Below are 26348 nucleotides of genomic sequence, written 5' to 3'. Positions count from 1 at the left end.
GAAAACGAGTTTTACGGAACGGGATTTTTGGGTATCAAAATTACCATATTATGACTAGAGGAGATACGAAGCATGGAAGTAAAATCAATTAAAAAACTTAAACTCTACGGTTTTAATAATTTAACGAAAACGCTTAGTTTTAATATGTATGATATTTGTTATGCCAAAACTCCGCAGCATCGGAATGAATATATCGCTTATATTGATGAGGAGTATAACGCCGAAAGGCTTACGGGAATTTTGTCGGAAGTGGCCAATATTATCGGTGCTAATATTTTGAACGTAGCCAGGCAGGACTATGATCCCCAAGGCGCCAGCGTAACTATGCTGATCTCCGAGGGGAAGGTGAATGAGGAAGGAACTTTACCGGATCTGGAACCGATGCCGGACGCTGTGGTCACCCATCTTGATAAAAGCCATATTACGGTTCATACGTATCCGGAAAGTCATCCTGACAAGGGGATCAGCACGTTCCGGGCCGATATTGACGTTTCAACCTGCGGGGAAATTTCACCGCTTAAAGCTTTAAATTATTTAATTAACAGTTTCAGTTCCGATATTGTGATTATTGACTACCGGGTTCGCGGTTTTACCCGTGATATTAGCGGCAAGAAGTTTTTTATTGACCATAAAATCAATTCGATCCAGAATTATATCAGTAAAGATATCCGGGAACTGTATCAAATGATTGATGTGAATGTTTATCAGGAAAACATTTTTCATACCAAGATGCTGTTAAAGGAATTTGATTTGGATAATTATTTGTTTGGAACCGATAAGAAAGAGTTGTTACCGGGGGAAAAGAAGAAAATTAAACAGCGCCTGAAAAAGGAAATGGCTGAAATTTATTCGGGAAAGAATATACCCAAGGTTTGATTTTTTTTTTGCAGGTTATTTGTCCGCTTTCATTGCTTGATGTGATTCATCAAGCAATGAAAGCGGATTTTTTAGTTCCAATTACCAAGTTCCAATTACCGAAAAACCACGCTATGATTTTTCTATAATGTAATACCATTTTCAGAAAATGGTAGAATCGTTTGTAGGACGGGAGAATTGGCAGCGTGTAAAAGGAAATCCGGTTTATTTTTTGTATGGCATGGAAATTGCGAAATTAAGAGAAGAGGGGCCTTGAAATGGATTTAAAAGAGAAGATAGTAAGTATTTTACAAACGGAAAATAAAAAAAATCCGTTTACCGATGCAAAACTGGCTAAACTGTTATCCACCACACGGGAAACCATTACTGTCTTACGCCGGGAATTAAGCATTGGTAATTCCCGGGAAAGGCGCCAGCCTTATTTAGAAAGAGCAGTCGAAAGCATAGTAAGACAAAATGAACCGGTGAATGTTAGCGACATTACCAGGAAGCTGTTAGAATCCGGTTTTGATATCTCCCGGCATGTGGTGGAAGAAATTCTGAGCGGGATCAGCTCGGATAGCATCGCAGTCCGGGAAAATGAAACCGGGGAGCAAGACCCTTTTGCGGTTTTGGTGGGTTATGGCGGCAGTCTGGAAAAAAGCGTTACGCAATCCAAATCGGCAATTTTATACCCTCCCTTTGGCTTGCCTACTTTGATTATCGGGGAAAGCGGCGTAGGAAAAACCCAATTTGCCGAATGTATGTATCATTTTGCCAAGCAGAAAAAGGTTATCGGCGAGAATGCTCCGTTTGTTGTTTTCAACTGTGCCGATTATGGCGATAATCCGCAGCTTTTGTTGTCACTGCTTTACGGCTGTAAAAAAGGAGCCTTTACCGGTGCCGACAGTGATACGGAGGGATTAGTGGAGCAGGCCCATGAGGGAGTTTTATTCCTGGATGAAATTCACAGGCTGCCGCCCAAGGGACAGGAAATTCTTTTTTCCATATTGGACCGGGGGCAATTTAGACGATTAGGGGAGACCAAAAGTGAACGAAACGTTAAAATAAGGTTTATTGGCGCTACCACGGAAAATGTGGAATCCAGTTTATTGCTAAGTTTTCGCCGGCGTATACCCATGATCATTCCGATTCCATCCTTATATGAGCGGCCCTTTGCGGAAAAAGTCGAAATTATCTACGAATCTTTTCAACACGAATGCAACCGGATTCACGCCAAAATCTTTGTGGAGTCGAAAGTGACGGAGATCTTAACCCTGAGACGGTTTAGCGGGAATATTGGTCAATTGAAAAGTTCAATTCAAGTGATTTGCGCCAGAGCTTTTATGAAACAGATTGGCCGGGAACAGGAAATTATCAATATAGGGTATGAAGATATATTGGAGATAAGCAGTATCCAGCATGATTTTATCCTGGAGGATTTGAACATTGTAGAAGTTAGAAACTATATTCAGGATATGCTTTTCCTGCCGTTCATAAAAAACAGAGACAACAGGAGGCAACATCAGCCTTATTTAATGCCGGAAGATTTTTATCAGCAAATTGAAAATAAATATCATGAACTATCCAAGTTAAGCATGAACTTTTCCGAATTGGAAGAAATTCTATGGACCTTTATTGTTAATAAATTTAATGATTTAGAGACAACCGCGGGTCATAAAAAGAATCTTTCTCTAACGGAATTGATGAATGTAGTAGACAAAGAAATTATTAATTTAGTGAAGCGATTACGGTTACAGTTAATGACAGAATATGGTCATAACACACTGAATGAAAACATTTTTCTCTATTTAGCAATTCACTTGAATGAAACCATAAAAAGAATCCGTCTAAAGCAGCCAATTATTAACATAAACTTGGCAAAAATAAAAAAAGACTATCCGCAAGAATATAACCTGGCTGTTGAGGTCGCCGGCTGGTTTAAGAGTTGGCAGCAAATCGAACTGCCGGAGGACGAAATTGGTTTTATTGCCATGTATATCAATGCCGCCAAGCAAAGTAATGTAGTGAAAAATAAAGTAGCCGTTGTTGTTGTTTCGCATGGCCGGATTGCGACCGAAATTGTGAATGTGGTCAGAGAGCTGCTCAATGTTAGTTTTCCCATAGCAATTGATATGCCCCTCAGGGAAAATCCGGCCGCAATTTATGAAAAAATAATCGGCATTTCCCCAATCATTGATGAAGGAAAAGGAATTCTATTTTTAGTAGATATGGGATCCCTGCTCAGCGTTGGCAAGCTTGTCACGGACAAGTTGAACATACCGGCCAAAACGCTGGACCGCGTAGATTTATTGACTGTAATTGAAGCCGTGCGGAAAGCATTCCTGCCCGAATCGGACCTGGATGAAATTTATGCCAGTCTAATCGAAACCCGGTTCCATTATCCCTTGTTAAATATAGAAGATACGACCCGGCCGTTAGCGATTATCACTGTATGCCTTACCGGCGAGGGAACGGCTTGCCACATCAAAGAAGTAATTCAAAAGAAATATCCCGGTGTATCAATATTTCAATTGGGTATTATGGATGATCAGTTAAAGCCTAAAATCAAAGAAATTCAAAAAAAGTTTAAAATCGTCACCATTATTGGTACGATCAATCCGGAAATTGAGGGCGTTAATTTTATTGTCTATGAGCCTCATTTATTAAACAGCGGGCTGCGGGAACTGGATTTCATTTTAAATACGGGAAAGAAAAACGATTTAGCCGGATTGACGGCAGAAAACCTAATTGTTTTGGAGTCCCCCCTTGCTTCGCAGCAGGAACTGCTGGAATTCATGTGTTCACAGCTAATTAATGCGGGATATGTAAAAAAAGAATTTTTGCAGTCCGTTATGAATCGGGAACAAATAGCGGCTACCTTTTTGAAAGGCGGCATTGCCGTTCCGCATGGAGATTCTCTTAGTGTTAAAAAATCGGCTTTGGTTGTTATTAAGTTGAAAAGGGCAATTGCCTGGGGTCCCGGTGAGGTCGATCTGGTTTGTTTGCCGGCATTAAAAATCAATGATAAAAAAATTGTTAAAGGGGTTTTAAAACCGTTTCTGGACCTGACGTTCATCGGACAACTGAGGCAGCAGACCGATATGAACGAGTTCAAGGCAATGCTTTTGTCTAAAATAAAAAGCTGCTAAACCTGGAGGAGGACACCATTATGTTGGATCTGGATTTGATCAAGCTGAATCTGAAAGCGGCAACGGCCGCTGAAGTGATTAAGACGTTAGGCGAATTAATGGCCGCCAAACAATATGTAAAAGATAGTTATGTCGCTGCCGTGTTGGAAAGGGAAAAGAATTTACCGACCGGACTCTTGATAGGCGACCAGGGAGTGGCGATTCCGCATACGGATTCCGCTCATGTAAACCAGTCAAAGATCGCTGTGGCCAGCCTCAGAAGCCCGGCGGTGTTTCATTTAATGGTAAGTCCCGGCGAGAAAATAGATGTTAGCCTTGTCTTTTTATTGGCCGTGAAAGAGCCGGCTTCGCAAGTCCAACTGCTAAAAAATCTGATGGCCGTTTTTCAAAACAGGGAGTTGTTAATCAAACTGAAAAGGGCTGGGACCAGTGAGGAGGTTGCCCGGTTATTAGGTAGTCTTGACCTGTAGTCAGGACAAACTGATAAATTATCCAATTTTAATCAGCGGAGGAGTGATGAAATGAGAAGGTTTTCTGTTTTGTCTGTGTGTGGTTCCGGTACGGTGACATCATCAATGATTGCGGAAAAATTAAAAGATGCAATGGCAGAACGCGGGATTAAGATTACGGCTACGGAAGCGAAACCCACTGAAGCATTGAATTTGGCCATAAGCGGCAAGTTTGACTTTATTACTCATACCAGCCCATTGCCGCCTGCCCCCTATGGTATTCCCACAATTAATGCGGTTGGTTTCCTTACGGGTTTCGGGGAAGAAGAATTTTTGGATGAAGTGATGCGGGTGATTCAAGAACTGACGAGCAAATTAGAGGAGGGGTAAACATGTTTTTACAAACCTTAAAACTGGTATTTGATACCTTTGGTGCTCCCGTCTTTGTGCCGGTCATTATCTTTGGGATTTCCAAAATATTAAAGGTGAACAACAAGAAGGCATTCTTTTCCGCCCTGTATGCCGGAGTGGGGCTGGAAGGCTTTACCCTTTTGCTGAATGCATTTACCCCGATTATAACGCCGGTGGTAAAGAAAATGGTGGAAAGTACGGGAATTCAATTGCCGGCATTTGATGTGGGATGGCAGGCAACGGCACTGGTGGCCTATTCCACCGAGGCCGGCATGCTGTTTCTTGGGATTGGGCTATGCGTACAGACCGTGTTGTTTTTGACGAAATGGACCACCGTGTTTCAGCCGGCGGATTTATGGAACAATTATTCTTATATGGTATGGGGCTCAATGATTTATCTCGCTACGCAGAATATGGTACTGGCGCTGAGTTGTATGATTCTTCTGAACCTGTACAGCTTGCTAATCGCCGAGTTGATGGCGAAGCGATGGTCAACTTATTATAATTACCCTAATTGTACTATTATTTCAATGCACAATATTGAAGCAGCCGTTTTCACCGTCGTCTTCGATCCGCTCTTGAATCGATTCGGCTTAAATAAAGTGAAATTAAGTCCGGAACAATTGCAAAAAAAATTGGGGTTCTTTGGCGAGCCGGTTTCGCTCGGTTTGCTGCTGGGCCTGTTCATCGGCATCATGGGAGAATTCAAAGAGTTAAATACACTGGCGGCCTGGGGGCAGGTAGCCGTTATGGGCATTGCAACCAGTGCAATCATGGCTATATTCCCCAGGGTAGCCGGTCTGTTTGCCCAGGCTTTTTTGCCGATAACCGAAGCCGCCCGGAAGGCCGTAAAAAAAGATGCGAAAGCCCGCCAGTGGTTCCTTGGTATCAATGACGCAACCGGTTACGGAGAATCGGCTACATTAATTTCCGGTATTATACTCATTCCGGTTATGGTATTGTTGGCGCTTATTTTACCGGGCAATCAGGTGTTGCCGGTCGTTGACCTGTTGGCGCTGCCTTTTATGGTTCAGGGGATTGTGCCGCTGGTAAACGGCAATATATTGAAGGTCCTGATTACCGGTGCGGTTTGGTTTAGTGCAGGCTTGTACATGTGCTCTTATACCGCTCCGTTGTTTACGCAAATCGCCGCGTCCGTGGGGGTACATTTGCCGGTAGGCGCCTTGTTAATCACCAGTTTCAATATATTAGGAAAGCCATTAATGGGATTGATCTTTTTGGCATTTTTAAGTCAGTCGCCGCTCTTAATTGGATTAGCGGCAGGAGCTTATTTAATTCTCTATTATTTGTTCAGAACCAATAGAGAGGCTGTTTATAACTACTTAGACCGGAAGGCCATGAAAAATTCGGCGGCGGAAACAGATGCCGGGGTAAGTGCGTAAAGACAACCGGAATGAATGGTAAATATTTCGCATTCAGGAGGGATTTTCATAAAAATGGCTAACTTCTAATGGAAATCCCTCAATTTTTTGTGGGATCAGAAAGTATAACTTTTCGGGCTATCTCCCCAAAATGCATGTTTTTGCTTAGAATGCCGAAAAGTAAAATACTTTCCTTCTATTTAAAGACCCATTGGGTCTTTCTTACAGGGAGAAAAGTCTGCGATGAAGAAGGAGCACAACGTGAAGAATCTACAGATATTGAAACAGGTTAAATGTTTTATTCTGGATTTGGATGGAACGGTTTATTTGGGGAAAGAGGTTTTGGATGGATCCATTGAGTTTCTGAAAATGCTGGAACAAAGCAATATCCAATTTAGATTTTTTACTAATAATTCTTCGAAAAATGCCGGTTTTTACATAAGAAAACTGAGTGGCATGGGTTTTAGTACCGACGAGAGCCGGATGCTTATCTCGAATCAGGTAATCATCGATCATTTGCAAAAGAATATGACTGACAAAAAAGTGTTTGTTCTCGGCAATGAATATCTGAAAAGTGATTTTGTTGCTGCCGGCATCCGGGTGGTCGAAGAAGAGCCGGACGTGGTGGCGGTTGGCTTTGATACCTCGCTGGTCTATGAAAGGGTCGCCCAGGCTTGCCGGTTTATCCGGCAGGGAGCTGTCTTCCTGGGAGTTAACCCGGATTTAAACTGTCCCGTTGAAAACGGTTTTATTCCCGACTGCGGGTCGATCTGTGCAATGATTAGCGCTTCCACCGGTGTTAAACCGGAGTACTTTGGTAAACCGTCCTTTCATACCCTGCAATATATTTTGCAAAATACGGGCTTTAAGGAAAATGAAATTGCTTTTGTGGGTGACCGGCTATACACGGATATTGCCATTGGCCAGGGTACTCAGGCGGTCACCATTCTTGTTTTATCAGGAGAGACTCAGCCGGAGGATTTAGCGGAGGCGGCAATCCAGCCAATGTTTACTTTTCCTTCTTTAAAAGAATTGACAACGGTATTACGAATAGAAAAGAAACCAGAGGTGACTGAAGGATGAATGAATTGTTACAACGGACGGCAGCAGAGATGACCAAGCTGAAGTTTCCCTGTTCCTGCGGTAAAACTCATACTGTCGACATAGAAAATGTACGGATTGGCAGCAATATTCTTGCGGCCGTTACCGAGCCGTTGCAGTCTTTTGCCAATGACACGGTATTGCTTGTTGCCGACGTCAACACCTATGAGGCAGGAGGAAAGGAAGTTGAAGCCATTCTCAGCCAAGCTTTCCGTCTACAAAAAGTAATCTTTCCCGACAAGCATCTTGTTCCCGATGAAAAGGCGGTTCATCGTCTGGAAGAAGCAGTGAATTCCAGTACGACGGCCATGGTTGCCGTCGGTTCGGGAACGTTGAACGACCTGACCCGGTACGTGAGCTGGAAAACCAAAATTCCTTATATTATTGTTTGTACAGCGCCATCTATGGATGGTTATGCCTCGATGGTTTCCCCGCTTATTGTAAATGGGGTAAAAGTGACCTATCCAGCCGTTTATCCGTATGCCATCGTTGCCGATATTGCGGTGATGAAAAAGGCGCCCCTGCATATGCTGCATGCCGGACTTGGTGATATTATCGGTAAGTATACGGCATTGGCCGACTGGAAGATGGCGAATCTTTTGTATGGCGAATATTATTGTGAAACAACGGTGGAATTGGTTGAAAAGGCGATTGAAAAGTGCGTTTCCTCGGCAGCGGGTATTAAGGAGCGAAGTACGGCGGCCATCGGCAATATCATTGAGGGTTTGGTTTTATCGGGAATGTGCATTGGTATGACCGGAAGTTCCCGGCCGGCTTCCGGCTCGGAGCATCTGTTATCCCATGACTGGGAAATGCTGGGACTGATGCACGGCCGGGAAACACACCTGCATGGCAATCAAGTGGCCATCGGCACGGAGATTATTCTTCATATTTATCAATACCTGGCAGAACTAAACATTGATGAAGTCCTGCGGGCAAAAAAATACCAGGCCGTTACGCGGGAAAAGTGGGCCAAGAATCTGGTGCAGTTGTTTGGCGATGTGGCACCGGAAATCATGCGGAGAAAGGAAGCCTATCTTTCTTTTGAAGAAGCGGTGCGGGAAAAAAATGCACAACATATCCGGGGAAAGTGGGAGCTGCTTAGAAAAAACGTGTTTTTAGCGATGCCTTCCCCGCAGTTTTACCGGGAGACGATGGCAAGGGCAGGGTCAACTCTTGCTCCGGCGGACCTGAAACTGGACCGGGAATCCTTCCGGCTGAGTCTTATCACCGCCAAGGATATCCGGGAACGGTACGGTGTATTGCAACTGTTGGAGGACCTGGGGATTCTCGAAGATACGGTGGCAATGATTACCGATATCTATTATTAAAGATAAGAAAGACCAAATTAAACCCGTCCGAATTTACGGACGGGTTTTTTAGAGGAGACTACGGCACGTCATTTTCATTCTGTGCTATAGAGCGCAGGGAATGGGCAATGTCCATGGCATAGTAAATCAAAGGAAGCGTCATGGCTGTCGATAACAGTGCCAAACCCATTATACCCATGTGTTTATGCTGTCGGTCGCAATGTTTTTCAAACATAAACAACACCTCCTCAATAGGTAGTATGTATAGCGGGAAAATTAAAAAACAAGCCAAATTATAGTATGCGTTTAAAGAGCTGCTGCCTGAAACGAATAAATAACGGCAAAGCTTGCTTTGAATAAAATGAGTTGTTATAATTTATATGGAAATTAATTATTATTGAATAGATAATTTATTTTAAGGAGGATGCTATGGTAGAGGATGCCTGGGAATTTAGTGGAGAGGTTTGTGATTATTATGAGGTACTGGATGATAAATGTATTTCTGCCATGGGGGGAATGAATTCGGAAGCCTGCAAGATATATCAGGAGCTGGCCATTCGCTGTCTTGCTGCTGAGTCCAATCGGGAAGAAGGGGCATAATTTCTCGCAAACAAAAACGGGATAACTGGGATTTTCAGTCATTCCGTTTTTGTTTGTTCCTGGCAACTAAGACGATCCTTCTGTCTGAGCGAATGTTTTTTTAGATGGGGTCTTTTGCGCCCTAAGCCCTGCGCATGGACCGAAAGATCAAAGTCTGCGGCTGGATATGGCACGGCGGACTTTATTCATATTGGCAATTAGTCTGTCGGGGTGTTTTAGCATAATGCCGGTGTAGAGAAGGTCTACAATTGCCAAATGAATTAAACGGGAAGCCATAGCTTCCGAACGGTAACTGATTTCCCGCGCCATCCCATGCAGATTAATATCGGCGACTTTGGTTACGGGTGATTTCATATAGCTCGTTATGGCGATGATTGTAGCCTGACTTTTTTTGGCGACTTCAAGGGTGTTCAACACGTCGATGTTGGCGCCGGTGTGCGATATGGCTATAACTGCGTCGCCGGGCTGAAGCAAGGCCGCCGAAGCCAGCTGCAGATGCGGGTCCGCATAGGAACGTATGGGTATACCAAAACGCATAAATCGGTGCTCAATGTCCGCCGCAATAACCGCCGACCCTCCCGAGCCGTAGACTTCAATCCGGTTGGCGGCGGCGAGCGCGCCAATCGCTTTTTCCAAAGCGGAGAAATCGAGTATTTTTAAGGTATCCTGCAGCCCCTCATTAATCGTATTAAAAATTTTGCCCGCGTATATTTCAACGGAATCATTCGCAGCAACTTCCTGGTAAACCGATTCCAAGGGAGAAAAGATATCACCGGCGAGCGCGATTTTTAGACCCTGAAACCCTACGAAGCCAAGTTTGCGGGATAAACGGAAAATGGTTGCCTCTGCACTTTGGGATGCCTCGGCCAGTTCGGAAATGCTCATATGAATAACTTCCGCCGGATTTTGTAATAGGTAGTCGGCAATTTTTTGCTCGGCTTTCGTCAGACCGGTATACATGCTGCGCACTATAGGCAGACAGGATGTGGAAGGTTGATTATCGGACATAAGGGCCTCCATGCGAATTATAAATTAATCTCTTGTGTTTATTGTAACAAAAATTAACCGGAATTTGCAATGAAAGCGGTAATTGCAAAACGGCGAGTCACAGAGGACTGCGCAAGTGAGTTTGAATGAAAATAATGAAATTAGAAAAATATTAAAAATTCTTGCAAAAAAGAGTAGGGGCCAGTATAATAAAAATTGAAAATTATTTTCAATTTTTATTATACGTTTGAAATAAAAATCAAAAGGAGTAAAACTGTGACGAAAGCGATAGCGAATTTGCCTGCTTACCAACGGGCCATAGCCAAAGGGCATCTTGGTTCGTGCGGAATAAAATATCGCGATTTGGAGAAACCCATTATAGCTGTTGTTAACACCTGGAATGAAATTGTTCCGGGACATTGCCACCTGCGCCATTTAGCGGAAGAGGTAAAAAGGGGAATCCGGGCTTCCGGCGGACAGCCGCTGGAATTCAATACAGTCGCTATTTGTGACGGGATTGCCCAGGGGCATGGCGGAATGCGATATTCTCTTCCCAGCCGGGAATTGATTGCTGATTCCGTGGAAGCAATGATCCACGGGCACGGTATTTTTGACGGCATGGTGCTGTTAGGTTCCTGTGACAAAATTGTGCCTGCCCTGCTGATGGCGGCAGCGAGAATAAACATTCCGTCCATTGTAGTAACGGGCGGCCCGATGGTGAATCAAATAAAACCCTGGGAATCCAAAGCGGCGCGGCAGCAATTTTTGCGGGGAGAAATTCCGGAGGAAAAATTGTTTGATGCAACGGTAGCCTATTACCCAAGTGCCGGAGTTTGTCCCTTCTTAGGAACAGCGAATACGATGTGTTTAATTGCCGAAGCGTTAGGAATGAGTTTATCCGGGACGGCTGCCATACCTGCCCTGGATAAGCGGAAAGAAGCAATGGCCTATCAAAGTGGTGTTGCAGTGATGCGGCTCCTGGAACAGGGCATTAAGCCGAGAAACATTATGACGCTGCCTTGTTTCTACAATGCGATTGCCTTAGTAGCCGGCATAGGGGGCTCGCTCAATTCGGTATTGCATTTGCCGGCAATTGCGCACGAATGCGGACTGAACGTAACTTATAATGATTTTGACCGGATCAGCCGGGAAACTCCTTTAATAGTCCGGGTGGCTCCCAACAGCAGGGACTATACGGTAGCCGACCTTGCCCCGGTTGGCGGTGTGCCAGCCATAATGAAGGAGCTTCTACCGGTGATGCATGACGGGATGACGGTAGACGGCAAAAATCTTTATGAAATGATTGCGGCTGCACCGCCGGCAGACGGCGAGATTATTAAACCGTTCGGGGCGCCTTTCGCGCCGGAAGGCGGGATCGCCGTTTTAACCGGGAATCTGGCGCCGGACGGCGCTATCGTGAAAAGCTCCGCCGTTCCGGCTGAGCTGTGGAGATTTTCCGGGCCGGCTCGAGTCTTTGAAACGGAGGAAGAATGTATCAAGGCTGTAGAAGACGGGCAGGTTCAGGAAGGGGATGTGATTATAATTCGTAACGAGGGGCCGAAAGGGGGACCGGGCATGCGGGAGATGCACCGGACCACAGAGGTTGTTGCGAGGTTTAATCGCGTGGCGGTAATTACGGATGGACGGTTTTCGGGAGCATCGGCAGGACTGTCTGTTGGTTATTTATCGCCGGAAGCGGCGGACAATGGTCCGATCGCCTTCGTTGAACCGGGTGATTTGATAGAAATTGATATCCAGCAGCGTTTACTTAACTGGCATATCAGTGAAGAGGCTTTAAAACAACGCCGCGACAATGCCGGTAAACGGTCCGGACCGGATGTAAAAAGCGATTTTCTTACGCTATATGGCAGGAATACGACTTCAGCAGCTAACGGAGCTGTCCGGAAGTTAAACGGATAATGGTTGGCAAGGGGATTTTGGGCTGACAATAAATCGTAGAAGTGAGGAGTTTTTGTATGAAGCACCAGGCTATCATGGGGGTTGATATCGGAACAACTGGCTGCCGTGCCGTCATTTATCGTAATGACGGGACAATATTGGCCAGCCAGGCGGCGGAGTATCCGTTGTATACACCGCATGCGGCGTGGGCGGAACAGGATCCGGAGGAGATTTTCCAGGCATTCGTAAAAGTGACCCGGGCTGCTGCCTTGCAAGCCGGTTTACAAGGGGAACAATTAGGCGGAATTTGCTTTAGTTCAGTAATGCACAGCGTGATTCCAGTTGATGCGGCAGGCACGCCTTTGTACCGGATGCTGATCTGGGCCGACTCAAGAAGTCATAAATTTGCCGATGAAATTAAACTCGGCCGGGATGCAGGCCAAATCTACAATAAAACCGGCTGTCCGGTTCATCCTATGTATCCCCTCTATAAAGTAATGTGGTTCCGGGAGGAGCAGCCGGAAATTTTTGCCCGGACAGCCAAATTCGTTGGTATTAAAGAATATATTTTTTTCCGTCTCTGCGGCAAATACCTTGTGGATAAATCGATTGCCACGACGACGGCAATGTACAATATTAATACGCAGGCCTGGGACCCGGACCTGTTGGCGATGCTGCAAATTGATGCGGAAAAATTGTCGGTTGTGGTTCCGACTACCCATGTGGAATGGGGAATGCAGGCTGAAATGGCGGCTCAATTAGAGGTTCCCGCCGGCATTGCCTTAATTGTCGGCGCCAGTGACGGCGTTCTTTCTAATGTCGGCTCCGGCTCAGTGAATCCCGGGCAGGTTACAGCAATGATCGGCACCAGCGGCGCCTTGCGGATCATTACGGACAGGCCGCAGATTGACGAAAAGGGCCGTACCTGGTGCTACAATTTAACGGAAGACTATTGGGTGCTTGGCGGCGCAATTAACAACGGCGGAATTGCTTTTCGCTGGACTCGGGATAAATTTGCCGCCACGGAGCAGCAGGTAGCGGCAAAACTGGGGCTGGATGTTTATGAATTGTTAGGCAAATATGCCGAACAAAAACCGGCCGGCTCCGACGGACTGATCATGCTGCCGTTTTTGGCCGGAGAACGGGCGCCCTATTATAATGCCAATGCCCGCGGCGTTTTGTTCGGCCTCAACTTGAATCACGGCAAGCGCCATTTGATACGGGCTACGATGGAAGGCATCGTTTACCGCATGTTCAGCGTTTTCCGGGCTTTGGAAGAAGTGGCCGGCAAGTCGAACGAAGTCCGCGTCAGCGGCAGTTTTACCCGTTCCCGCTTGTGGGTCCAAATCATGGCCGACGTATTTGGCCGCATCATTACTGTTCCCGGGGAACCGGAAGGAGCGGCGTTTGGGGCGGCCATACTGGGAATGTTTGCCTTAGGGATCATTGACAGCATTAAAGAGGTAAATGATCTGATCAATATTAAAGAGCGGTATTATCCCGATGAGACCAATCATGACCGGTATCAGAAGCTGTTTGGAATTTACGAACGCATATATTGGAATTTACAGAAAGAATTTGAGGAAATAGCCGAAATTCAGCGCGCCTGGAGCTAAAAAAAACAAGAAGGTGGAAATGTGGAGAAGGAAAAGATTATTCAGCGGATTTGTGAGGCCGGCCTGGTTGCTGTTGTCAGGGCCGAATCAAAGGAGCAAGGCCGTAAAATTACCGAGGCTTGTATAGCCGGGGGAGCTGCCGCTGTTGAAATTACTTTCACGGTCCCGGGAGCACAAGACATCATCCGGGAGTTGGCGCAGCGTTATGACGAAAAAGAAATTTTATTAGGGGCCGGGACGGTCCTCGATGCACAAACCGCCCGGATTGCTATCCTTAATGGCGCTCAATATGTTGTGTCGCCTGCCCTCGATGTTGAAACGGTAAGACTCTGTAACCGTTACCGTGTTCCGGTTATGCCGGGGGTAATGACCATCCGGGACGTTGTGGCAAGCATGGAGGCGGGCGCGGATATTGTAAAACTTTTTCCGGGAGAATTACTGGGACCCGGCTTTGTAAAAGCTTTGAAAGGACCATTGCCGCAAGCGAAGGTTATGCCCACCGGGGGAGTTACCCTGGATAATGTGGGTGACTGGATAAAAGCCGGCTGTGTGGCCGTCGGTGTGGGGGGAAGTCTTACCGCAGGGGCTAAGACAGGGGATTACGCTTCCATTACCGCCAAAGCAAAACAATTTGTTGCGGCGATTGCTGCAGCCAGAAAATAGAGGCCGGAAAGAGGCAGAGCTCTAAAGTTGGGTTCCTTGCGTTTTCTACTTAGGAGACGCCAAAAATATATGAGGGGGATTTATTATGAGTATTGCTCAAAAACCTGCCGGAAAGGTGCGATGGGGGATCGGGCTGCTTTTAGGAGCAGGAACTGTTGTCAATTATCTCGACCGCGTGAACATTTCGGTAGCCGGGGAGCACATGGCTAAGCAATACGGTTGGAGTCACACCGAGTTAGGAATGTTGTTCTCGGCTTTCTTCTGGAGTTACACCTTAGCTCAGATTCCTGTTGGTGCGATTTTGGACAAAACCGGCGTAAAGTGGGTTAACCGGGTCGGTACGCTTCTTTGGTCGATTGCAACGCTGCTTACGGCTTTGCTGGGAGGTTTTGCGGGCATCTTTATCATGCGGATGATTTTGGGAATTGCGGAAGCGCCGGCTTTTCCGGCAAATTCAAAGGCAACGGGTTATTGGTTTCCTTTGGCAGAGCGTGGTTTGGCCACCTCGCTTTTTGACGGGGCCGCTAAATTTTCCAATGTAATTGGTGTGGGTGTGTCTACCTGGGCAATTCTTAACTGGGGATGGCAAGGCGCATTTATCGTTACCGGTCTTATCAATCTTGTTTTTGCCATTGCTTTCTGGATTTTTTACCGTGAGCCCTGGGAACATGAGAAACTTAGTTCCGAGGAACGGGAATATATTGAGAAAAATGGGGCGCAGGTTCAGGGGCAGGCCAGCGGGGCCTTTTTGGACAATCTTCTGGTTCTGTTTAAAAACCGGAAAGTCTGGGGTCTGACGATCGGCTTTATGTGCTATGGATATTCTTTCTATCTATTTCTAACCTGGCTGCCTAATTATATGACGCAGCAATTGCATGTAAGTATGGTAAAAGGCGGCTGGTATACCATCATCCCCTGGGTTGTAGCTACAATTACAGACATTTTAATCGGCGGCTGGGCAGTCGATTACTTTATCAGTAAAGGCAAGGACCCTAACAAAGTGAGAAAAACCATACTTATCCTGGGTATGCTCTTTGGCGCATTCATTTTACTGGAGCCGACTACGTCGAACCCGACGCTGCAAGTTACCTACTTGTCCATTGCTTTGGGCGGATTGGCATTCTCCGCGCCGGTAGGCTGGTCGATTCCAGCTCTTATTGCTCCGAAGGGAATGGTGGGGTCAGTAGGAGCCATCATGAATTTTTTTAATAATTTAATGGGGGTTTTGGCACCGATCATTACCGGCGTTCTCATTGACCGTACAGGTTCCTTCAATACCGGTTTTGTTATTGCCGGTGTGCTTATTCTATTCGGTATTTTGTCTTATGTTTTTATCCTGGGAGATATAGTGCCGATCGAAGAATAGAATGTTAATAAGGTAGTCGAAAAACTCCCGTCAGCTATCGAAGCGAACGGGAGTTTTTCGATGCCATTTCTTCTAAGGCGACAATATAAGATTACACTAATGAAATTTGCCTCCTGGGAAACCGGAGCTCCGGATAGGAGCGATTGACAGCGGATAAAACCTATATTATACTGCAATTAACAGAATGTTATTAACCTAAGGGGAGTAGCTTGCAAGATAAGGTCAACATACTGGTGGTGCCACCTGGCCTTATCGTTGGCAGTGACCAATTAGCGAGACCTTTGGTATGACTTAAGTCATACTAATGTGTCTCGTTTTTTATGGGATTGAGCCTGTTTAAAAAGCGCATCAATCCCACTTTTCGCAGTCCTATAACACCTGACATATTGCGAAATGTGGGACCTAACGTTGTTGCGGCTGCGCGTTCTTACTCAACGTACGCCTGAGTACGCCTCGTTCGAATGCTCGCCGCGCCTAGTATCTGCATCTTTTTAAGCAGGCTCGGACCGGGTTGAAATACAAAGGGGGATTATCTATGACTGCCTATCTTACTTCATTGTTTTTTGTAGTGCTGGCGGAAATGGGGGATAAAACCCAATTACTCGCTGTAGCTTTCGCAACGTGTTATCGCTGGCAGACCGTCATGGGGGGCGTTTTAGCCGCAACCCTTGTTAATCATTTATTTGCCGTTTTCATTGGTAGTTATCTAACACACTGGATACCTATGGAATATATACAAATAGCCGCTGCCGCATCCTTTATCGGTTTTGGTTTATGGACCATCCGGGGCGATGATTTAGGCGGCGGGGAAATGGAATGCAGTTATAATCCTTTTTGGACGGTATTTGCCGGCTTTTTTATGGCCGAAATGGGCGATAAAACCCAGTTGGCTACAGTAGCCCTGGCAGCTCAGTTTAATACAATCATACCGGTTTGGCTGGGCACAACCACCGGCATGATCATTGCCGACGGCGTGGGAATTCTTGCGGGTGCAACATTGGGCCGGAAAATACCGGCGAAAGTTGTGAAATGGCTGGCGGCAACCGTGTTTATTATTTTTGGTCTGGGCAGTTTATACATTTCCTTGCCGCAGCAAGTGCTTACCCTGCCGGTGATAGCCGGCGGCCTGGTGTTGCTTGGCTGGCTGATATACAAGATAAGCCGCCGGGAAAAAATTGAATTTCCGTTACGACGCCGGACTCTATAAGAGTTTGGCGTCTTTTTTATAGGAGGAAATCGCTTGGAAAAAAAGAAATTGTATGTAATATTTGATTAATATAGGAGGAATGTGTATGTTTGCCAGAAAATGCTTGTTTTTATGTCTGCTGTTGGTATTTTTTGCGGTCGGGAACGGACGGATCATAGAAGCGGCACCACAGAATGATTTGATTACCGTAACGGTTCATTTAACGATTGAAAACCCGGATTATTTCTGGCAATATCCCTTTGCCGGCAAGCAGCTTGACGGCATCGGCATATCCGGCATGGGGGAAAAAATAACCCTTTTACCCGCTTCTTCCGGACAAACTCTGAAGTTTGAAGTGCCTGAAGGCTACCAGTTCCGGTTATGGCTGGACTTTTTAAGTAATAGTGCCGTCACGAAAGAAGTGACTTTTGTCAAAAATAACATTGACGCGACGAATCATACCTTTACGATTACTCTCAAAGCGCCGCTGCCCCAGCTTCCCGAAGCGGATGCCACCGGATTTGACGAAACAACGAGCCGTCCATAATGAAACCATGTATGTAAGAAACGGCTACGAAGGTTCTTCGGAGCCGTTTCTTACATACATGGTTTTGTTTTTTACTCCATCGCCACTACGGTTTGGCCGCCATGTCCCGCCTTCGTTTGTTTCAGCAAGAGTGCGGCAACTACACCTAAAATGGCAAAAACGCCAAGTACCCAGAAAGCATCATCATAAGTGAAAATAATAGCCTGCCTTTGGACCAGGCTGTTGAGCAGAACCAGGGACTGCTGATGGGCCACACTGGCGGTGCTGCCGGCGTGAGCAAAAAGTTTTTCACCATATTGAATCATGGTACGCGCGGCGGGAGACGTATTGTTCATGGCGGCGGCAATCTGGGCGGTGTGAAAAATTTGGCGGTTTTGCAGCACTGTTGAGAGTACGGCAATACCGAAAGAACCGCTTACCTGCCGCAGCGTATTGTTAATAGCCGAGGCTTGGCTTACTTTGGCCATGGGGACATTATTCATACTGAGTACGGTACACGTCATCATCGCCAGGCCGATAAAAACTCCCCGCAGTATTTGCACAAAAACGACATACTGCGAACTGGTGTCAAGGTCGATATACATCAAAGGAAAGGTGCCGCCCAGTGCAAAGAGAGCACCCAGAATGACGAAAGGTTTAGCGCCAAACCGGTCGGCCAGTTTGGCGGCGACCGGCATTAAAAAGCCTCCGACCAGAGCAGCCGGCAACAACAGCATGCCTGATTGCATAGCCGTATGTCCCAAAAGATTTTCCAAAAACAGCGGCACCATAAACATGCTGCCCATTAGAATGGTGGTTGTAATAAATACGAATATACTGCCGACCGTAAAGTTCCAGTCTTTGAAAAGGGTTAAATCCAGCATGGGATTGTCCGTGGAGAGCTCAATTAGAATGAAGAGAGTCAGCAGGGCAAAAGCCGCATAAAGGAGGGAAACAATGTAAAAAGAATCCCAGCCTTTATCCACTCCCTTGCTTAAGGCCAGCAAGAGACAAAATAAGCCGGTTGAGGAAGTGAGAAAGCCGGCATAATCAAATTTCGTATTTTTTATTAATGTAGTTTCTCTTAGGACCAGAGAAGCGACAACATACCCGAGAATTCCAACCGGAATATTAATAGTAAATATATAGCGCCAATCCCAGTAATCAACGAGATAACCGCTTAAAGTCGGCCCTACTGCCGGCGCCATGGCTACAGACATACCCCAGATGCCAAGGGCTATATTGCGTTCGGCCGGGGGGAATTCCTGATAAACAATCGACATGGTAATTGGGATAATCAGCCCACCGCCGATCGCCTGAAAGACCCGGAAGGCAATCATGCTGTCGTTGCTCCAGGCCATACCGCATAAAGCGGAACCGACAACAAAGGTGAAAAGGCTTAAAAGGTACATGCGGCGGGCACCGAAGGTGTTGCAAAGATAACCGGTGGCCGGTTGCAGGACACCCATGGTCAGCATGTAGGCCGTGAGGATCCACTGAGCATCATCCGTACCTACGGAAAAGGCGGCCATCATTTTGGGCACGGCAATATTTACAATACTGGTATCCAATATGCTCATAAATCCGCCGATTAAGGTGGTTCCCAAAGCGAACCAGCGATAGCGGGAATCGGGGATATTCAAACGGGGTATTAGCATAATTTATTTCCTCCGTCTACCCTGTTACTCGAGTCCGCTTAAAAAGCGCGTCTACGTTGTTGCGGCTGCGCGTTCTCACTCAACGTACGGCCTTAAGTACGTCTTCGTTCGAATGCTCGCCACGCCTAGTATCCGCATCTTTTTAAGCAGACTCTACTTGAGATGAATGTCAATAACCGCCTGCATACCGGGCCGGAAGACAACGCCACTGTCTTGAGGCAGAGAAATTTTTATGGGAATGCGTTGCGTGACTTTAGTGAAGTTGCCTGACGTGTTTTCCGTCGGCACAAGGGCAAAGGTGGAATTCGTGGCGCTGCCGATTTCAAGAACCTGGCCGGTAAAGGTTCTGCCAGGATATCCGTCAATGGTATAATCAACGGGTTGGCCCACTTTGATTTGGCCGATTTTGGTTTCTTCAATGCGGGCATTGAGCCAGAGGTCCTGGGAATCAACTACGGAAAACAGAGTTTGTCCGGCAGCGACCATTTCACCGGCGTTGACCGATTTTTGGGCGACAACACCGGTTACGGGGGAGGTTATGCTGGTGTATTCCGTATCGAGGTTAGCAGCCTCCAGCTCAGCTTGTGCCTGCTTTACCTGGGCGGCGGCAGCGCGAATGTCCTCATCCCGGGAACCGGTTACCGCAAGGTCCAGTTTCTGACGGACGGCATTCGCCGTGTCCTTGGCAACCAGATAAGCCGTTTCGGCGCTGTCGCGCTGGGAGGAGCTGATCGCCCCGTCCCGGTACAATTTCTCCATCCGGGTATAATTTTTATAAGTATTATCAAAAGAAGCATCTGCCTGCGCCAGTTCAGCCCGGGCCGCCGCGATTTCCTGGGGACGGGAACCCGCCAAGGCTTCATCGTAGCGGGCCCTGGCAACGGCAAGTGCAGCGTTGGCTTTGTCCTTCTGGGCCTGAACGTCCCTGGGGTCAAGCCGGGCAACTACCTGCCCTTCTTTAACTTGATCGCCTTCTTTAACCAAAACTTCCGAAACCCGGCCCGGAATTTTAGCGCTGACGCTGACGATGGTGCCGCTTACCCGGGCGTCGTCGGTATTCACATATTTGGTGGACTGATACCACCACCAGCCGCCGCCGGCAAGACCCACCAGTACAAACAGAGCGGCAACAAAGACAATCCGTTTTTGCTTTCCGTTATTTTCCGGCATGGTAAAACACTCCTGTCTTTAACTTTTGTCTCGAATTTGTTTATGCCTGCAAGCCGCGGCAGAAGTTCCGTACGCTGGTTTCGATGAATGTCTCGTCAGTAAGATTGATAATTTCGCGGCCGGTCAATAGGGCTGAAAAATAAAAACCAAAGTTAATCGCCAAAAACGCAACGGCTTGGGCTTGGGCATTCGTGGGAATTATTTTTCCTTTTGCCTGCATGGTTCGAAAATAATCGGTCAGATAACTTGCTAATTGACGCGGACTTTCGAGGGCCAACGGACGAAGTTCGGCAGTGCTGTCCGATTCTTTGATGAAAAGTAAAATGAGAGAGATGTTCCGTTTGATGTAATCGCGATAGACATGACTAATTAGTAACAGATCCTGTTCCAAGTCCCAGACGATGTTTTCAGCAAAAATTTTTTTCATGGGCAGCGCATAGGAATGCCGTAACACTGCAGCTTCCAATACCCGCCTTTTATTGCCAAAGTGCCGGAATACCGTCATTTCACAAACCCCAGCCGCAGCGGCGATTTCTCGCATAGTTACGGCCCGGTACCCTTTTTGGCTCATGAGTTCAAGCGCGGCAGTTAAAATTTTATCAGCTGTTCCTGCTTCCTGAACCGTCATGGATGTCACCTCTTGTTCAGAACCGATGTTAGTCTCGACTAACACCAATTATAGCCCTCTTTTTGTTGACATGTCAATAAAAATTAAGGGAATGCAGCCTAAACAAAAAGGAAATGATTGACTATTACTAGGCTATGTTGCTATAATTTAGACAATAAATGCATACCTTGATCATTAATGAACGGGAAAAGTATCCGCGTGACAAAGACTGCAGCGAGCCGGTGGGAGTGGAAAGACCGGTGTTGATGGTCATGCGGGGAATGGGCCCGGGAAATGCAGCCTGAGCCGTTATGGGGTAGGCGCTGCCGGTGATTCCTCCGTTAACAGGAAACGGGTATCGGCGACCATTGTCCCGTACCTGGATAAGGCGGACTGATTTTTCAGTCAAGCAGGGTGGTACCGCGAGTTGACTCTCGTCCCTTGAGGGATGGGAGTTTTTATTTTTAGTAAAAAGAGGAGTGCATGATAATGCAACCGGAAAAAAAGATTTTACTTAGCGAGAAGGAAATTCCCCGCCAGTGGTACAACATCCAGGCCGATATGCCTAACAAGCTGCTGCCGCCACTGCACCCGGCAACGGGCAAACCGGTCGTGCCGGAGGACTTGATGCCAATTTTTCCCCTGGAACTGATTCGACAGGAGGTTAGTCAGGAACGGTGGATTGATATTCCCGACGAAGTGGCTAACAAATACCGGATTTGGCGTCCGACTCCTCTCATCCGGGCCTATGAACTGGAAAAGGCATTGGATACGCCGGCCCGGATTTACTATAAATATGAAGGAGCCAGCCCCGCGGGCAGCCACAAGGCCAATACGTCCATTCCTCAGGCCTATTATAATAAGGTAGCCGGTATAAAGCGGCTGGCAACGGAAACGGGAGCCGGCCAATGGGGCAGCGCGCTGAGTCTGGCCTGCAGTTTTTATGATATGGAGTGCATCGTCTATATGGTGAAAGTCAGTTATCGCCAGAAGCCCTACCGCCGTTCGTTCATGCAGATTTATGGCGCTGAAGTTATAGCCAGCCCTTCAGCCCGCACTCAGGCCGGACGCAGTGTACTTGCAGTCGCCCCGGACTCGCCCGGTAGTTTGGGTTTGGCGATTTCGGAGGCGGTGGAAGAGGCCGCCGGGCGGGAAGATACCAATTATGCCCTTGGCAGTGTACTGAATCATGTAATTTTGCATCAGACCGTGATTGGTCTGGAAGCGAAAAAGCAAATGGAAAAAGCGGGAGATTATCCGGATGTAGTTATTGGCTGCTGCGGTGGTGGCAGCAATTTTGCCGGTATTGCTTTTCCCTTCCTGCAGGACCGGTTTGCCGGCAGGAACATCCGGGCCGTAGCGGTGGAACCAACAGCCTGCCCGTCATTAACCCGGGGTGTTTTTGCCTATGACTATGGCGACCTGGGAAAACTGACGCCGATGATGAAGATGTATACCCTTGGACACAATTTTATGCCTTCGGGTATTCATGCCGGCGGCCTGCGCTATCATGGCGAGTCTCCCCTGATAAGCCAGCTTTATCACGACGGTTACATTGAAGCCCGGGCTTATAACCAGACGGAAGTATTTGAGGCGGCCGTAGGGTTTGCGAAAGCAGAGGGGATTGTGCCGGCGCCCGAATCGTCGCACGCTGTCCGGGGTGCTATTGTGGAAGCTTTACAGGCCCGGGAAGAGGGCCGTGCTAAAACCATCCTGTTTTGTTTATCGGGCCATGGTCATTTTGATATGGCGGCATATGACCATTATTTCAGCGGGCAAATGGAGGATACGCCTTGCGAGGAGACGGAACTTGCCGCCAATCTGGCGGATTTGCCCAAGGTTTAACATATTTCCGGCCGCGTAAAAAGGTCTACGCAAACTGGGTGCCGTATGATACCATAATAATAGATTTTAAATAAGAAGAGGAGGAAAGAAGTGGCCAACTGTAACGAACAGAATTGCACCTGCCCCAATAAACAGTGTGAACGGCATGGCAAGTGCTGTGCCTGCATCAATTACCATCGCGATAGTGAAAGTAAAGTGTTTTGTATGCGTGATAATAAGAAATAGTAAAAAGGCAGGACTGGCTGTCCTGCCTTTTACTATTATTCTCCAATTGACAATTACTTCCGCTTATGACCAGGCGGTCCTCCTTCTGCCTGGATTGTTCGTTCAAAATGATTTCCAGATGGATTCCCTGTGCCCCGAGTCTTGCGCCATGGACCGAAAAACCGCGTTAGCGGTCTTTCTTAGTTTCACCGGGGGGCAGCGGCTCGAGGGAAAGTTTTTTTTGCCGGATGCGCTGCCGGAACGACTCCGGATGGGGGCACATCCGGGGATGGGAACAATTAGTTCGCGAATTATCAGCCATAATTTCACCTCATCTCCTTTATAGTGCCAATGACAAGAAAGAAAATTTCTTAATTAATAAATAAGCAACAGGAAATAGTAGGAACGTGTCGAAAAGGAAGTAAATCGGTGAAGTTTTGTAAATATTTGTTTCGGTAAAGCCGGATTGCCGGGGTTTTACTGATGTGCAACCAAGGGAGAGTGTGGTCAAATGCAATGGATTCGCAATAAAAGTACGATGCTTAAAATTACCGGCCTGACCGCTGTTATGGCTGTTTTTCTGATTATCGTCGGTTATGTGGGGTTAAATGCCGCCCGTCAGTTAAGCCTAAGCATGAACGGTTTATACCGGAATAACTTGTTGGCAGTAAAAAATTTGAATGCTATGCAGGCCGAGTCCAGGGCCATTGAAGCGGATGTTATGCGTTTGCTGACACCGGGTGTGGATAAAACCGCCCAACAAAAAGATTTGGCTGATATTCAGCGTCGCGGTGCGGATTTTAATAAATTATTGAACGACTACGAACAAAAAGCGCTAACGCCTTACGAAACGGAACGAATTGCTAAAATGAAACAAATGGTGGGTCCCTATCGCGAAGCACGGGAAAAAGTGGCCGAGCTGGCTTTGGAAGGCAAACAACAGGAAGCGGCCGCCTATTTTGCAGCCAATGGGCAACAGGCACTGGATACGATTAATACTTTGCTGGCAGAGGTTTCCGACTTTAATGCGAAAGCGGCCGGTCAGGCCGCTGAGGCCGGCCGGCGTCAATCCGTCCGGGCAGTATCTACTGTTTTGGCAGTAACTGCCGGCGCTGTGATTCTGATTTTGCTGCTGGGTATATTGCTGGCCCGTATGATCGCACGGCCGCTGGCAACCGTCCAGGGACTCATGGAGAAAGCCGGTGAGGGAGATCTTAGGGTACAGGGTACTGTAGAGTCCCGGGATGAAGTGGGGAAATTAACGGATGCGTTTAATAAAATGGTGGCTCACCAGGCAAATATTGTAAGTGCCGTTCGCAAGGCAGCCTTTGAGCTTTCAGCAGCAGCGGAACAAATAGCCGGTTCGAGTGAACAGGTTACGTCGACAGCTACGGGGGTTGCCCAAAACATTCAGCGGGTGGCTCAAGAGGCGGAAAGCGGCAGTGAGCGAATTGTGGAAGCGGCCCAGGTGCTGGTGGAATTGTCTTCCCTCATTCAAATTGCAAAAACCCGGGCTGTTTCCACGGCGAAAAATGCTCAGGTAACCCTCGAAGCGGCTAATATGGGTCAGACTACGGTAGAAGAGACCGTTAGCCGCATGGATAACATTAAGACTCAGGCTGAAGCGACAGAGCAGCTGATTCAGAAATTGAACGAGTATTCCCAGCAAATCGGGATCATTACCGAAACCATTACCGCCATAGCCAATCAGACGAACTTATTGGCGTTAAACGCCGCAATTGAGGCGGCCCGGGCCGGCGAAGCCGGGCGGGGTTTTGCCGTAGTGGCGGAAGAAGTACGCAAGCTGGCGGAGCAGTCCAATCAAGGCGCCGGGGAAGTAGCTGCGCTGGTAAACAAAGTAGGCGAGAGTACGGCGGCTGCGGTTGGCGCCGTTATGCAGAGCCGGCTGGAAGTAGAACAAGGGGTGGCGGCTGCCGGCCGGGCGGGACAAGCATTAGAAAGCATTCTTAAAGCGGTTGCCGAGTCGGTACAGGATGTCAACAATATCGAGAATCTTACCAGTGATGAAGTGGCAACGTCGGATAAAATCGTCAGTCTGATTAACGGCGTGGCTTCGGGAATTGAAACAACGGCGCAGCATGCGGAAGAGGTGTCTGCCGCTACGGAAGAAACGACAGCTACCATGCAGACCGTTGCCGCCAGTTCCGAGGAGATGAGCGCCATGGCGGCGGAACTGAGGGATTTGATGGCCCGGTTTAAGATCGCTCAATCGTAAATAAAGGGGAGATTAGGGTGAAAAAAGAGGTGCAAGTTGTCAAAGACCAGGTATTGGTTACTTTAAGCGGCGGCATTTACGTGGAAGATGCCGCCGAACTGAGGGAACAATTTATTGGTTATATTGATCAAGGCCATAAAAACTTTATTATGAATATGGCTGGTGTTGATTATATTGACAGTTCCGGTCTTGGTGTGTTAGTGGCTATTCAGAAACGGGCCCTTCAGCATGGCGGCGGGGTTACTCTCCGGGGACTGCAGGGGTTGGTCAAAGAATTAATCGAACTGACGCGCCTGAACAAAGTGTTTGTCATCGAATAAAAAAAGAGAGACTGCCCTACGAGCTCTTATGGAATCTGGTCTCTTTTTCCAAAATCCAATTACCAATTTCCAATTACCGAAAGACCGCTTCAAGCGGTCTTTCCTATCATGTGGGCAGGGAGTTTTTACAGGGCATAGCGGGTTTATCCTGTTGATTGGTAGTTCGGTCGCTTTTTTCGGTGTCATAGTTGCGAGGGTCGCCGGTCGTGACCTTGGGCGAATTACCGTGGATATTTTGTTTACATGTGGCCATGAGCTGCACCTCCTGAAGTAATTTGGGGAGTACGTTTAAAAGCACATCTGGACGAAAAAATTATGGGACTCCCGAAAATAGTGTTTCCGAAAAATAAAAGAGAATGCCTGCCGCGGCATTCTCTTTTACTGCCAAATTTACGATAATGAATCAACAAAGGACTGGATTAGCGGGTAGCGGTATAATTGTCCGTTGGAAACCTTTACGGCTGCTATTATGGAGGTTATAAGCAGGCCCATCCACAGCAGGACCAGAACCGGAACCAGCAATAGGCCGACCAGAAGCAGTGACGACAGTCCTACTACCACTGAGGCGGCCAGGATAGCCAGATGTGCTACCAGGGCTTGTTTGGCATGATCATAGACAAACCAGTCATCCCGTTTCAATAAAAAAATGATTAATGGGGCAATAATAAATCCCAGTCCACCAAGTAGATACGCTAAATGGGCCAGAATAGCCAGCAATTTTTGTTCTCCTGTAACAGTATTCATAGTAAAACCTCCTTGCATACTTATATTGTAGCATGGTTTTTCAGTGGCAGGAAGATGCCCG

The 26348-nt window shown here is 47.2% G+C and carries 25 protein-coding genes and 1 other annotated feature; of the genes, 18 read left to right on the top strand and 7 right to left on the bottom strand.

Going from position 1 to position 26348, the window contains the following annotated elements; genetic code table 11:
• Positions 1-72 precede the first annotated feature (72 nt).
• The 7 genes from speD to LUCIF_RS01365 all read left to right on the top strand — a co-directional run bounded on the left by speD (position 73) and on the right by LUCIF_RS01365 (position 8681).
• Positions 73-876 carry an adenosylmethionine decarboxylase gene (gene speD, locus LUCIF_RS01395; protein ID WP_122626086.1) on the top strand — a complete coding sequence of 268 codons (804 nt, stop codon included), beginning with the start codon at positions 73-75 and terminating at the stop codon, positions 874-876.
• A gap of 257 nt (positions 877-1133) precedes the next feature.
• On the top strand, positions 1134-4007 hold the full coding sequence (locus tag LUCIF_RS01390) for a sigma 54-interacting transcriptional regulator (protein ID WP_122626085.1): 2874 nt from the start codon (positions 1134-1136) through the stop codon (positions 4005-4007).
• A 20-nt stretch (positions 4008-4027) separates the two neighbouring features.
• Complete coding sequence (locus LUCIF_RS01385; RefSeq protein ID WP_122626084.1) at positions 4028-4477, top strand: PTS sugar transporter subunit IIA; 450 nt, start codon at positions 4028-4030, stop codon at positions 4475-4477.
• A 51-nt stretch (positions 4478-4528) separates the two neighbouring features.
• Positions 4529-4846 carry a PTS sugar transporter subunit IIB gene (locus LUCIF_RS01380; RefSeq protein ID WP_122626083.1) on the top strand — a complete coding sequence of 106 codons (318 nt, stop codon included), beginning with the start codon at positions 4529-4531 and terminating at the stop codon, positions 4844-4846.
• A gap of 2 nt (positions 4847-4848) precedes the next feature.
• Positions 4849-6270 carry a PTS galactitol transporter subunit IIC gene (locus LUCIF_RS01375; protein WP_122626082.1) on the top strand — a complete coding sequence of 474 codons (1422 nt, stop codon included), beginning with the start codon at positions 4849-4851 and terminating at the stop codon, positions 6268-6270.
• A 222-nt stretch (positions 6271-6492) separates the two neighbouring features.
• Positions 6493-7332, top strand: a complete 840-nt coding sequence (locus LUCIF_RS01370) for an HAD-IIA family hydrolase (RefSeq protein WP_122626081.1) — start codon at positions 6493-6495, stop codon at positions 7330-7332.
• A complete protein-coding gene (locus tag LUCIF_RS01365; protein WP_122626080.1) occupies positions 7329-8681 on the top strand; it encodes a sn-glycerol-1-phosphate dehydrogenase in 1353 nt (450 codons plus the stop codon). The genes LUCIF_RS01370 and LUCIF_RS01365 overlap by 4 nt, the downstream gene beginning before the upstream one ends.
• A gap of 58 nt (positions 8682-8739) precedes the next feature.
• On the opposite strand, the gene LUCIF_RS25910 is transcribed toward LUCIF_RS01365, so the two are convergent.
• A complete protein-coding gene (locus LUCIF_RS25910) occupies positions 8740-8895 on the bottom strand; it encodes a hypothetical protein (RefSeq protein WP_165865840.1) in 156 nt (51 codons plus the stop codon).
• Between the two features lie 194 nt (positions 8896-9089).
• Between LUCIF_RS25910 and LUCIF_RS25905 the strand changes: the two genes are divergently transcribed.
• The gene (locus LUCIF_RS25905; protein WP_165865839.1) at positions 9090-9260 is read left to right on the top strand and encodes a hypothetical protein; all 171 of its coding nucleotides are present in this window, start codon (positions 9090-9092) and stop codon (positions 9258-9260) included.
• Positions 9261-9407: 147 nt separating this feature from the next.
• Here LUCIF_RS25905 and LUCIF_RS01360 read toward each other — a convergent pair whose 3' ends face one another.
• Positions 9408-10268, bottom strand: a complete 861-nt coding sequence (locus LUCIF_RS01360) for a MurR/RpiR family transcriptional regulator (protein WP_207856800.1) — start codon at positions 10266-10268, stop codon at positions 9408-9410.
• 255 nt (positions 10269-10523) lie between these two features.
• Between LUCIF_RS01360 and ilvD the strand changes: the two genes are divergently transcribed.
• The 6 genes from ilvD (at position 10524) to LUCIF_RS01330 (ending at position 17524) form a co-directional block, all read left to right on the top strand.
• Positions 10524-12167, top strand: a complete 1644-nt coding sequence (gene ilvD / locus LUCIF_RS01355; RefSeq protein ID WP_122626116.1) for a dihydroxy-acid dehydratase — start codon at positions 10524-10526, stop codon at positions 12165-12167.
• Between the two features lie 56 nt (positions 12168-12223).
• Positions 12224-13762, top strand: coding sequence for a gluconokinase (locus tag LUCIF_RS01350; protein WP_122626078.1), 1539 nt, complete (start codon positions 12224-12226; stop codon positions 13760-13762).
• 21 nt (positions 13763-13783) lie between these two features.
• Positions 13784-14425 (top strand): bifunctional 2-keto-4-hydroxyglutarate aldolase/2-keto-3-deoxy-6-phosphogluconate aldolase, encoded by a 642-nt coding sequence (locus LUCIF_RS01345; protein WP_122626077.1) that lies wholly within the window; start codon positions 13784-13786, stop codon positions 14423-14425.
• Between the two features lie 85 nt (positions 14426-14510).
• Entirely contained in the window at positions 14511-15791 is a 1281-nt protein-coding gene (locus LUCIF_RS01340) for an MFS transporter (RefSeq protein ID WP_122626076.1), read from the top strand.
• A gap of 535 nt (positions 15792-16326) precedes the next feature.
• Positions 16327-16998 carry a TMEM165/GDT1 family protein gene (locus LUCIF_RS01335; protein ID WP_122626075.1) on the top strand — a complete coding sequence of 224 codons (672 nt, stop codon included), beginning with the start codon at positions 16327-16329 and terminating at the stop codon, positions 16996-16998.
• Between the two features lie 85 nt (positions 16999-17083).
• Positions 17084-17524 (top strand): hypothetical protein, encoded by a 441-nt coding sequence (locus tag LUCIF_RS01330; RefSeq protein ID WP_122626074.1) that lies wholly within the window; start codon positions 17084-17086, stop codon positions 17522-17524.
• Between the two features lie 71 nt (positions 17525-17595).
• Here the strand turns inward: LUCIF_RS01330 and LUCIF_RS01325 are convergent, their stop codons facing one another.
• The 3 genes from LUCIF_RS01325 to LUCIF_RS01315 form a co-directional block, all read right to left on the bottom strand.
• A complete protein-coding gene (locus LUCIF_RS01325) occupies positions 17596-19161 on the bottom strand; it encodes a DHA2 family efflux MFS transporter permease subunit (protein ID WP_122626073.1) in 1566 nt (521 codons plus the stop codon).
• Between the two features lie 153 nt (positions 19162-19314).
• Positions 19315-20331: an HlyD family secretion protein gene (locus LUCIF_RS01320; protein ID WP_122626072.1), complete on the bottom strand. Its 1017-nt coding sequence runs from the start codon at positions 20329-20331 to the stop codon at positions 19315-19317.
• Positions 20332-20371: 40 nt separating this feature from the next.
• Positions 20372-21004 carry a TetR/AcrR family transcriptional regulator gene (locus LUCIF_RS01315; RefSeq protein WP_243638636.1) on the bottom strand — a complete coding sequence of 211 codons (633 nt, stop codon included), beginning with the start codon at positions 21002-21004 and terminating at the stop codon, positions 20372-20374.
• A 123-nt stretch (positions 21005-21127) separates the two neighbouring features.
• Positions 21128-21383: a binding site (T-box leader), on the top strand.
• 44 nt (positions 21384-21427) lie between these two features.
• Here LUCIF_RS01315 and LUCIF_RS01310 point away from each other — a divergent pair.
• From LUCIF_RS01310 to LUCIF_RS01295, 4 genes are all read left to right on the top strand, one after another.
• A complete protein-coding gene (locus LUCIF_RS01310) occupies positions 21428-22783 on the top strand; it encodes a TrpB-like pyridoxal phosphate-dependent enzyme (protein ID WP_165865838.1) in 1356 nt (451 codons plus the stop codon).
• Between the two features lie 136 nt (positions 22784-22919).
• Positions 22920-23333, top strand: coding sequence for a hypothetical protein (locus LUCIF_RS01305; RefSeq protein ID WP_165865832.1), 414 nt, complete (start codon positions 22920-22922; stop codon positions 23331-23333).
• 165 nt (positions 23334-23498) lie between these two features.
• The gene (locus tag LUCIF_RS01300) at positions 23499-25223 is read left to right on the top strand and encodes a methyl-accepting chemotaxis protein (protein ID WP_122626068.1); all 1725 of its coding nucleotides are present in this window, start codon (positions 23499-23501) and stop codon (positions 25221-25223) included.
• 17 nt (positions 25224-25240) lie between these two features.
• A complete protein-coding gene (locus LUCIF_RS01295; protein ID WP_122626067.1) occupies positions 25241-25543 on the top strand; it encodes an STAS domain-containing protein in 303 nt (100 codons plus the stop codon).
• 106 nt (positions 25544-25649) lie between these two features.
• On the opposite strand, the gene LUCIF_RS25900 is transcribed toward LUCIF_RS01295, so the two are convergent.
• Positions 25650-25796, bottom strand: a complete 147-nt coding sequence (locus tag LUCIF_RS25900) for a hypothetical protein (RefSeq protein ID WP_165865837.1) — start codon at positions 25794-25796, stop codon at positions 25650-25652.
• Positions 25797-25933: 137 nt separating this feature from the next.
• Entirely contained in the window at positions 25934-26287 is a 354-nt protein-coding gene (locus LUCIF_RS01290; RefSeq protein WP_122626066.1) for a DUF4870 domain-containing protein, read from the bottom strand.
• Positions 26288-26348: the final 61 nt, after the last annotated feature.

Source organism: Allolucifera butyrica, assembly GCF_900476375.1.
Taxonomy (GTDB): domain Bacteria; phylum Bacillota; class Negativicutes; order Sporomusales; family UPPP01; genus Lucifera; species Lucifera butyrica.
Note: the sequence above shows the minus strand (reverse complement) of the source record. Positions and strands in the feature narration are given on the sequence as shown.

Bases quoted from the DNA above. Each gene is read 5' to 3' on its own strand.
- LUCIF_RS01300 (WP_122626068.1), top strand. From the start codon at position 23,499: ATGCAATGGATTCGCAATAAAAGTACGATGCTTAAAATTACCGGCCTG.
- LUCIF_RS01375 (WP_122626082.1), top strand. From the start codon at position 4,849: ATGTTTTTACAAACCTTAAAACTGGTATTTGATACCTTTGGTGCTCCC.
- LUCIF_RS01385 (WP_122626084.1), top strand. From the start codon at position 4,028: ATGTTGGATCTGGATTTGATCAAGCTGAATCTGAAAGCGGCAACGGCC.
- LUCIF_RS01335 (WP_122626075.1), top strand. From the start codon at position 16,327: ATGACTGCCTATCTTACTTCATTGTTTTTTGTAGTGCTGGCGGAAATG.
- LUCIF_RS01360 (WP_207856800.1), bottom strand. From the start codon at position 10,268: ATGTCCGATAATCAACCTTCCACATCCTGTCTGCCTATAGTGCGCAGC.
- LUCIF_RS01320 (WP_122626072.1), bottom strand. From the start codon at position 20,331: ATGCCGGAAAATAACGGAAAGCAAAAACGGATTGTCTTTGTTGCCGCT.
- LUCIF_RS25910 (WP_165865840.1), bottom strand. From the start codon at position 8,895: ATGTTTGAAAAACATTGCGACCGACAGCATAAACACATGGGTATAATG.
- LUCIF_RS01330 (WP_122626074.1), top strand. From the start codon at position 17,084: ATGTTTGCCAGAAAATGCTTGTTTTTATGTCTGCTGTTGGTATTTTTT.
- LUCIF_RS25905 (WP_165865839.1), top strand. From the start codon at position 9,090: ATGGTAGAGGATGCCTGGGAATTTAGTGGAGAGGTTTGTGATTATTAT.
- LUCIF_RS01380 (WP_122626083.1), top strand. From the start codon at position 4,529: ATGAGAAGGTTTTCTGTTTTGTCTGTGTGTGGTTCCGGTACGGTGACA.
- LUCIF_RS25900 (WP_165865837.1), bottom strand. From the start codon at position 25,796: ATGGCCACATGTAAACAAAATATCCACGGTAATTCGCCCAAGGTCACG.
- LUCIF_RS01325 (WP_122626073.1), bottom strand. From the start codon at position 19,161: ATGCTAATACCCCGTTTGAATATCCCCGATTCCCGCTATCGCTGGTTC.
- LUCIF_RS01370 (WP_122626081.1), top strand. From the start codon at position 6,493: ATGAAGAAGGAGCACAACGTGAAGAATCTACAGATATTGAAACAGGTT.
- LUCIF_RS01365 (WP_122626080.1), top strand. From the start codon at position 7,329: ATGAATGAATTGTTACAACGGACGGCAGCAGAGATGACCAAGCTGAAG.
- LUCIF_RS01390 (WP_122626085.1), top strand. From the start codon at position 1,134: ATGGATTTAAAAGAGAAGATAGTAAGTATTTTACAAACGGAAAATAAA.
- LUCIF_RS01340 (WP_122626076.1), top strand. From the start codon at position 14,511: ATGAGTATTGCTCAAAAACCTGCCGGAAAGGTGCGATGGGGGATCGGG.
- LUCIF_RS01290 (WP_122626066.1), bottom strand. From the start codon at position 26,287: ATGAATACTGTTACAGGAGAACAAAAATTGCTGGCTATTCTGGCCCAT.
- LUCIF_RS01350 (WP_122626078.1), top strand. From the start codon at position 12,224: ATGAAGCACCAGGCTATCATGGGGGTTGATATCGGAACAACTGGCTGC.
- LUCIF_RS01310 (WP_165865838.1), top strand. From the start codon at position 21,428: ATGCAACCGGAAAAAAAGATTTTACTTAGCGAGAAGGAAATTCCCCGC.
- speD (WP_122626086.1), top strand. From the start codon at position 73: ATGGAAGTAAAATCAATTAAAAAACTTAAACTCTACGGTTTTAATAAT.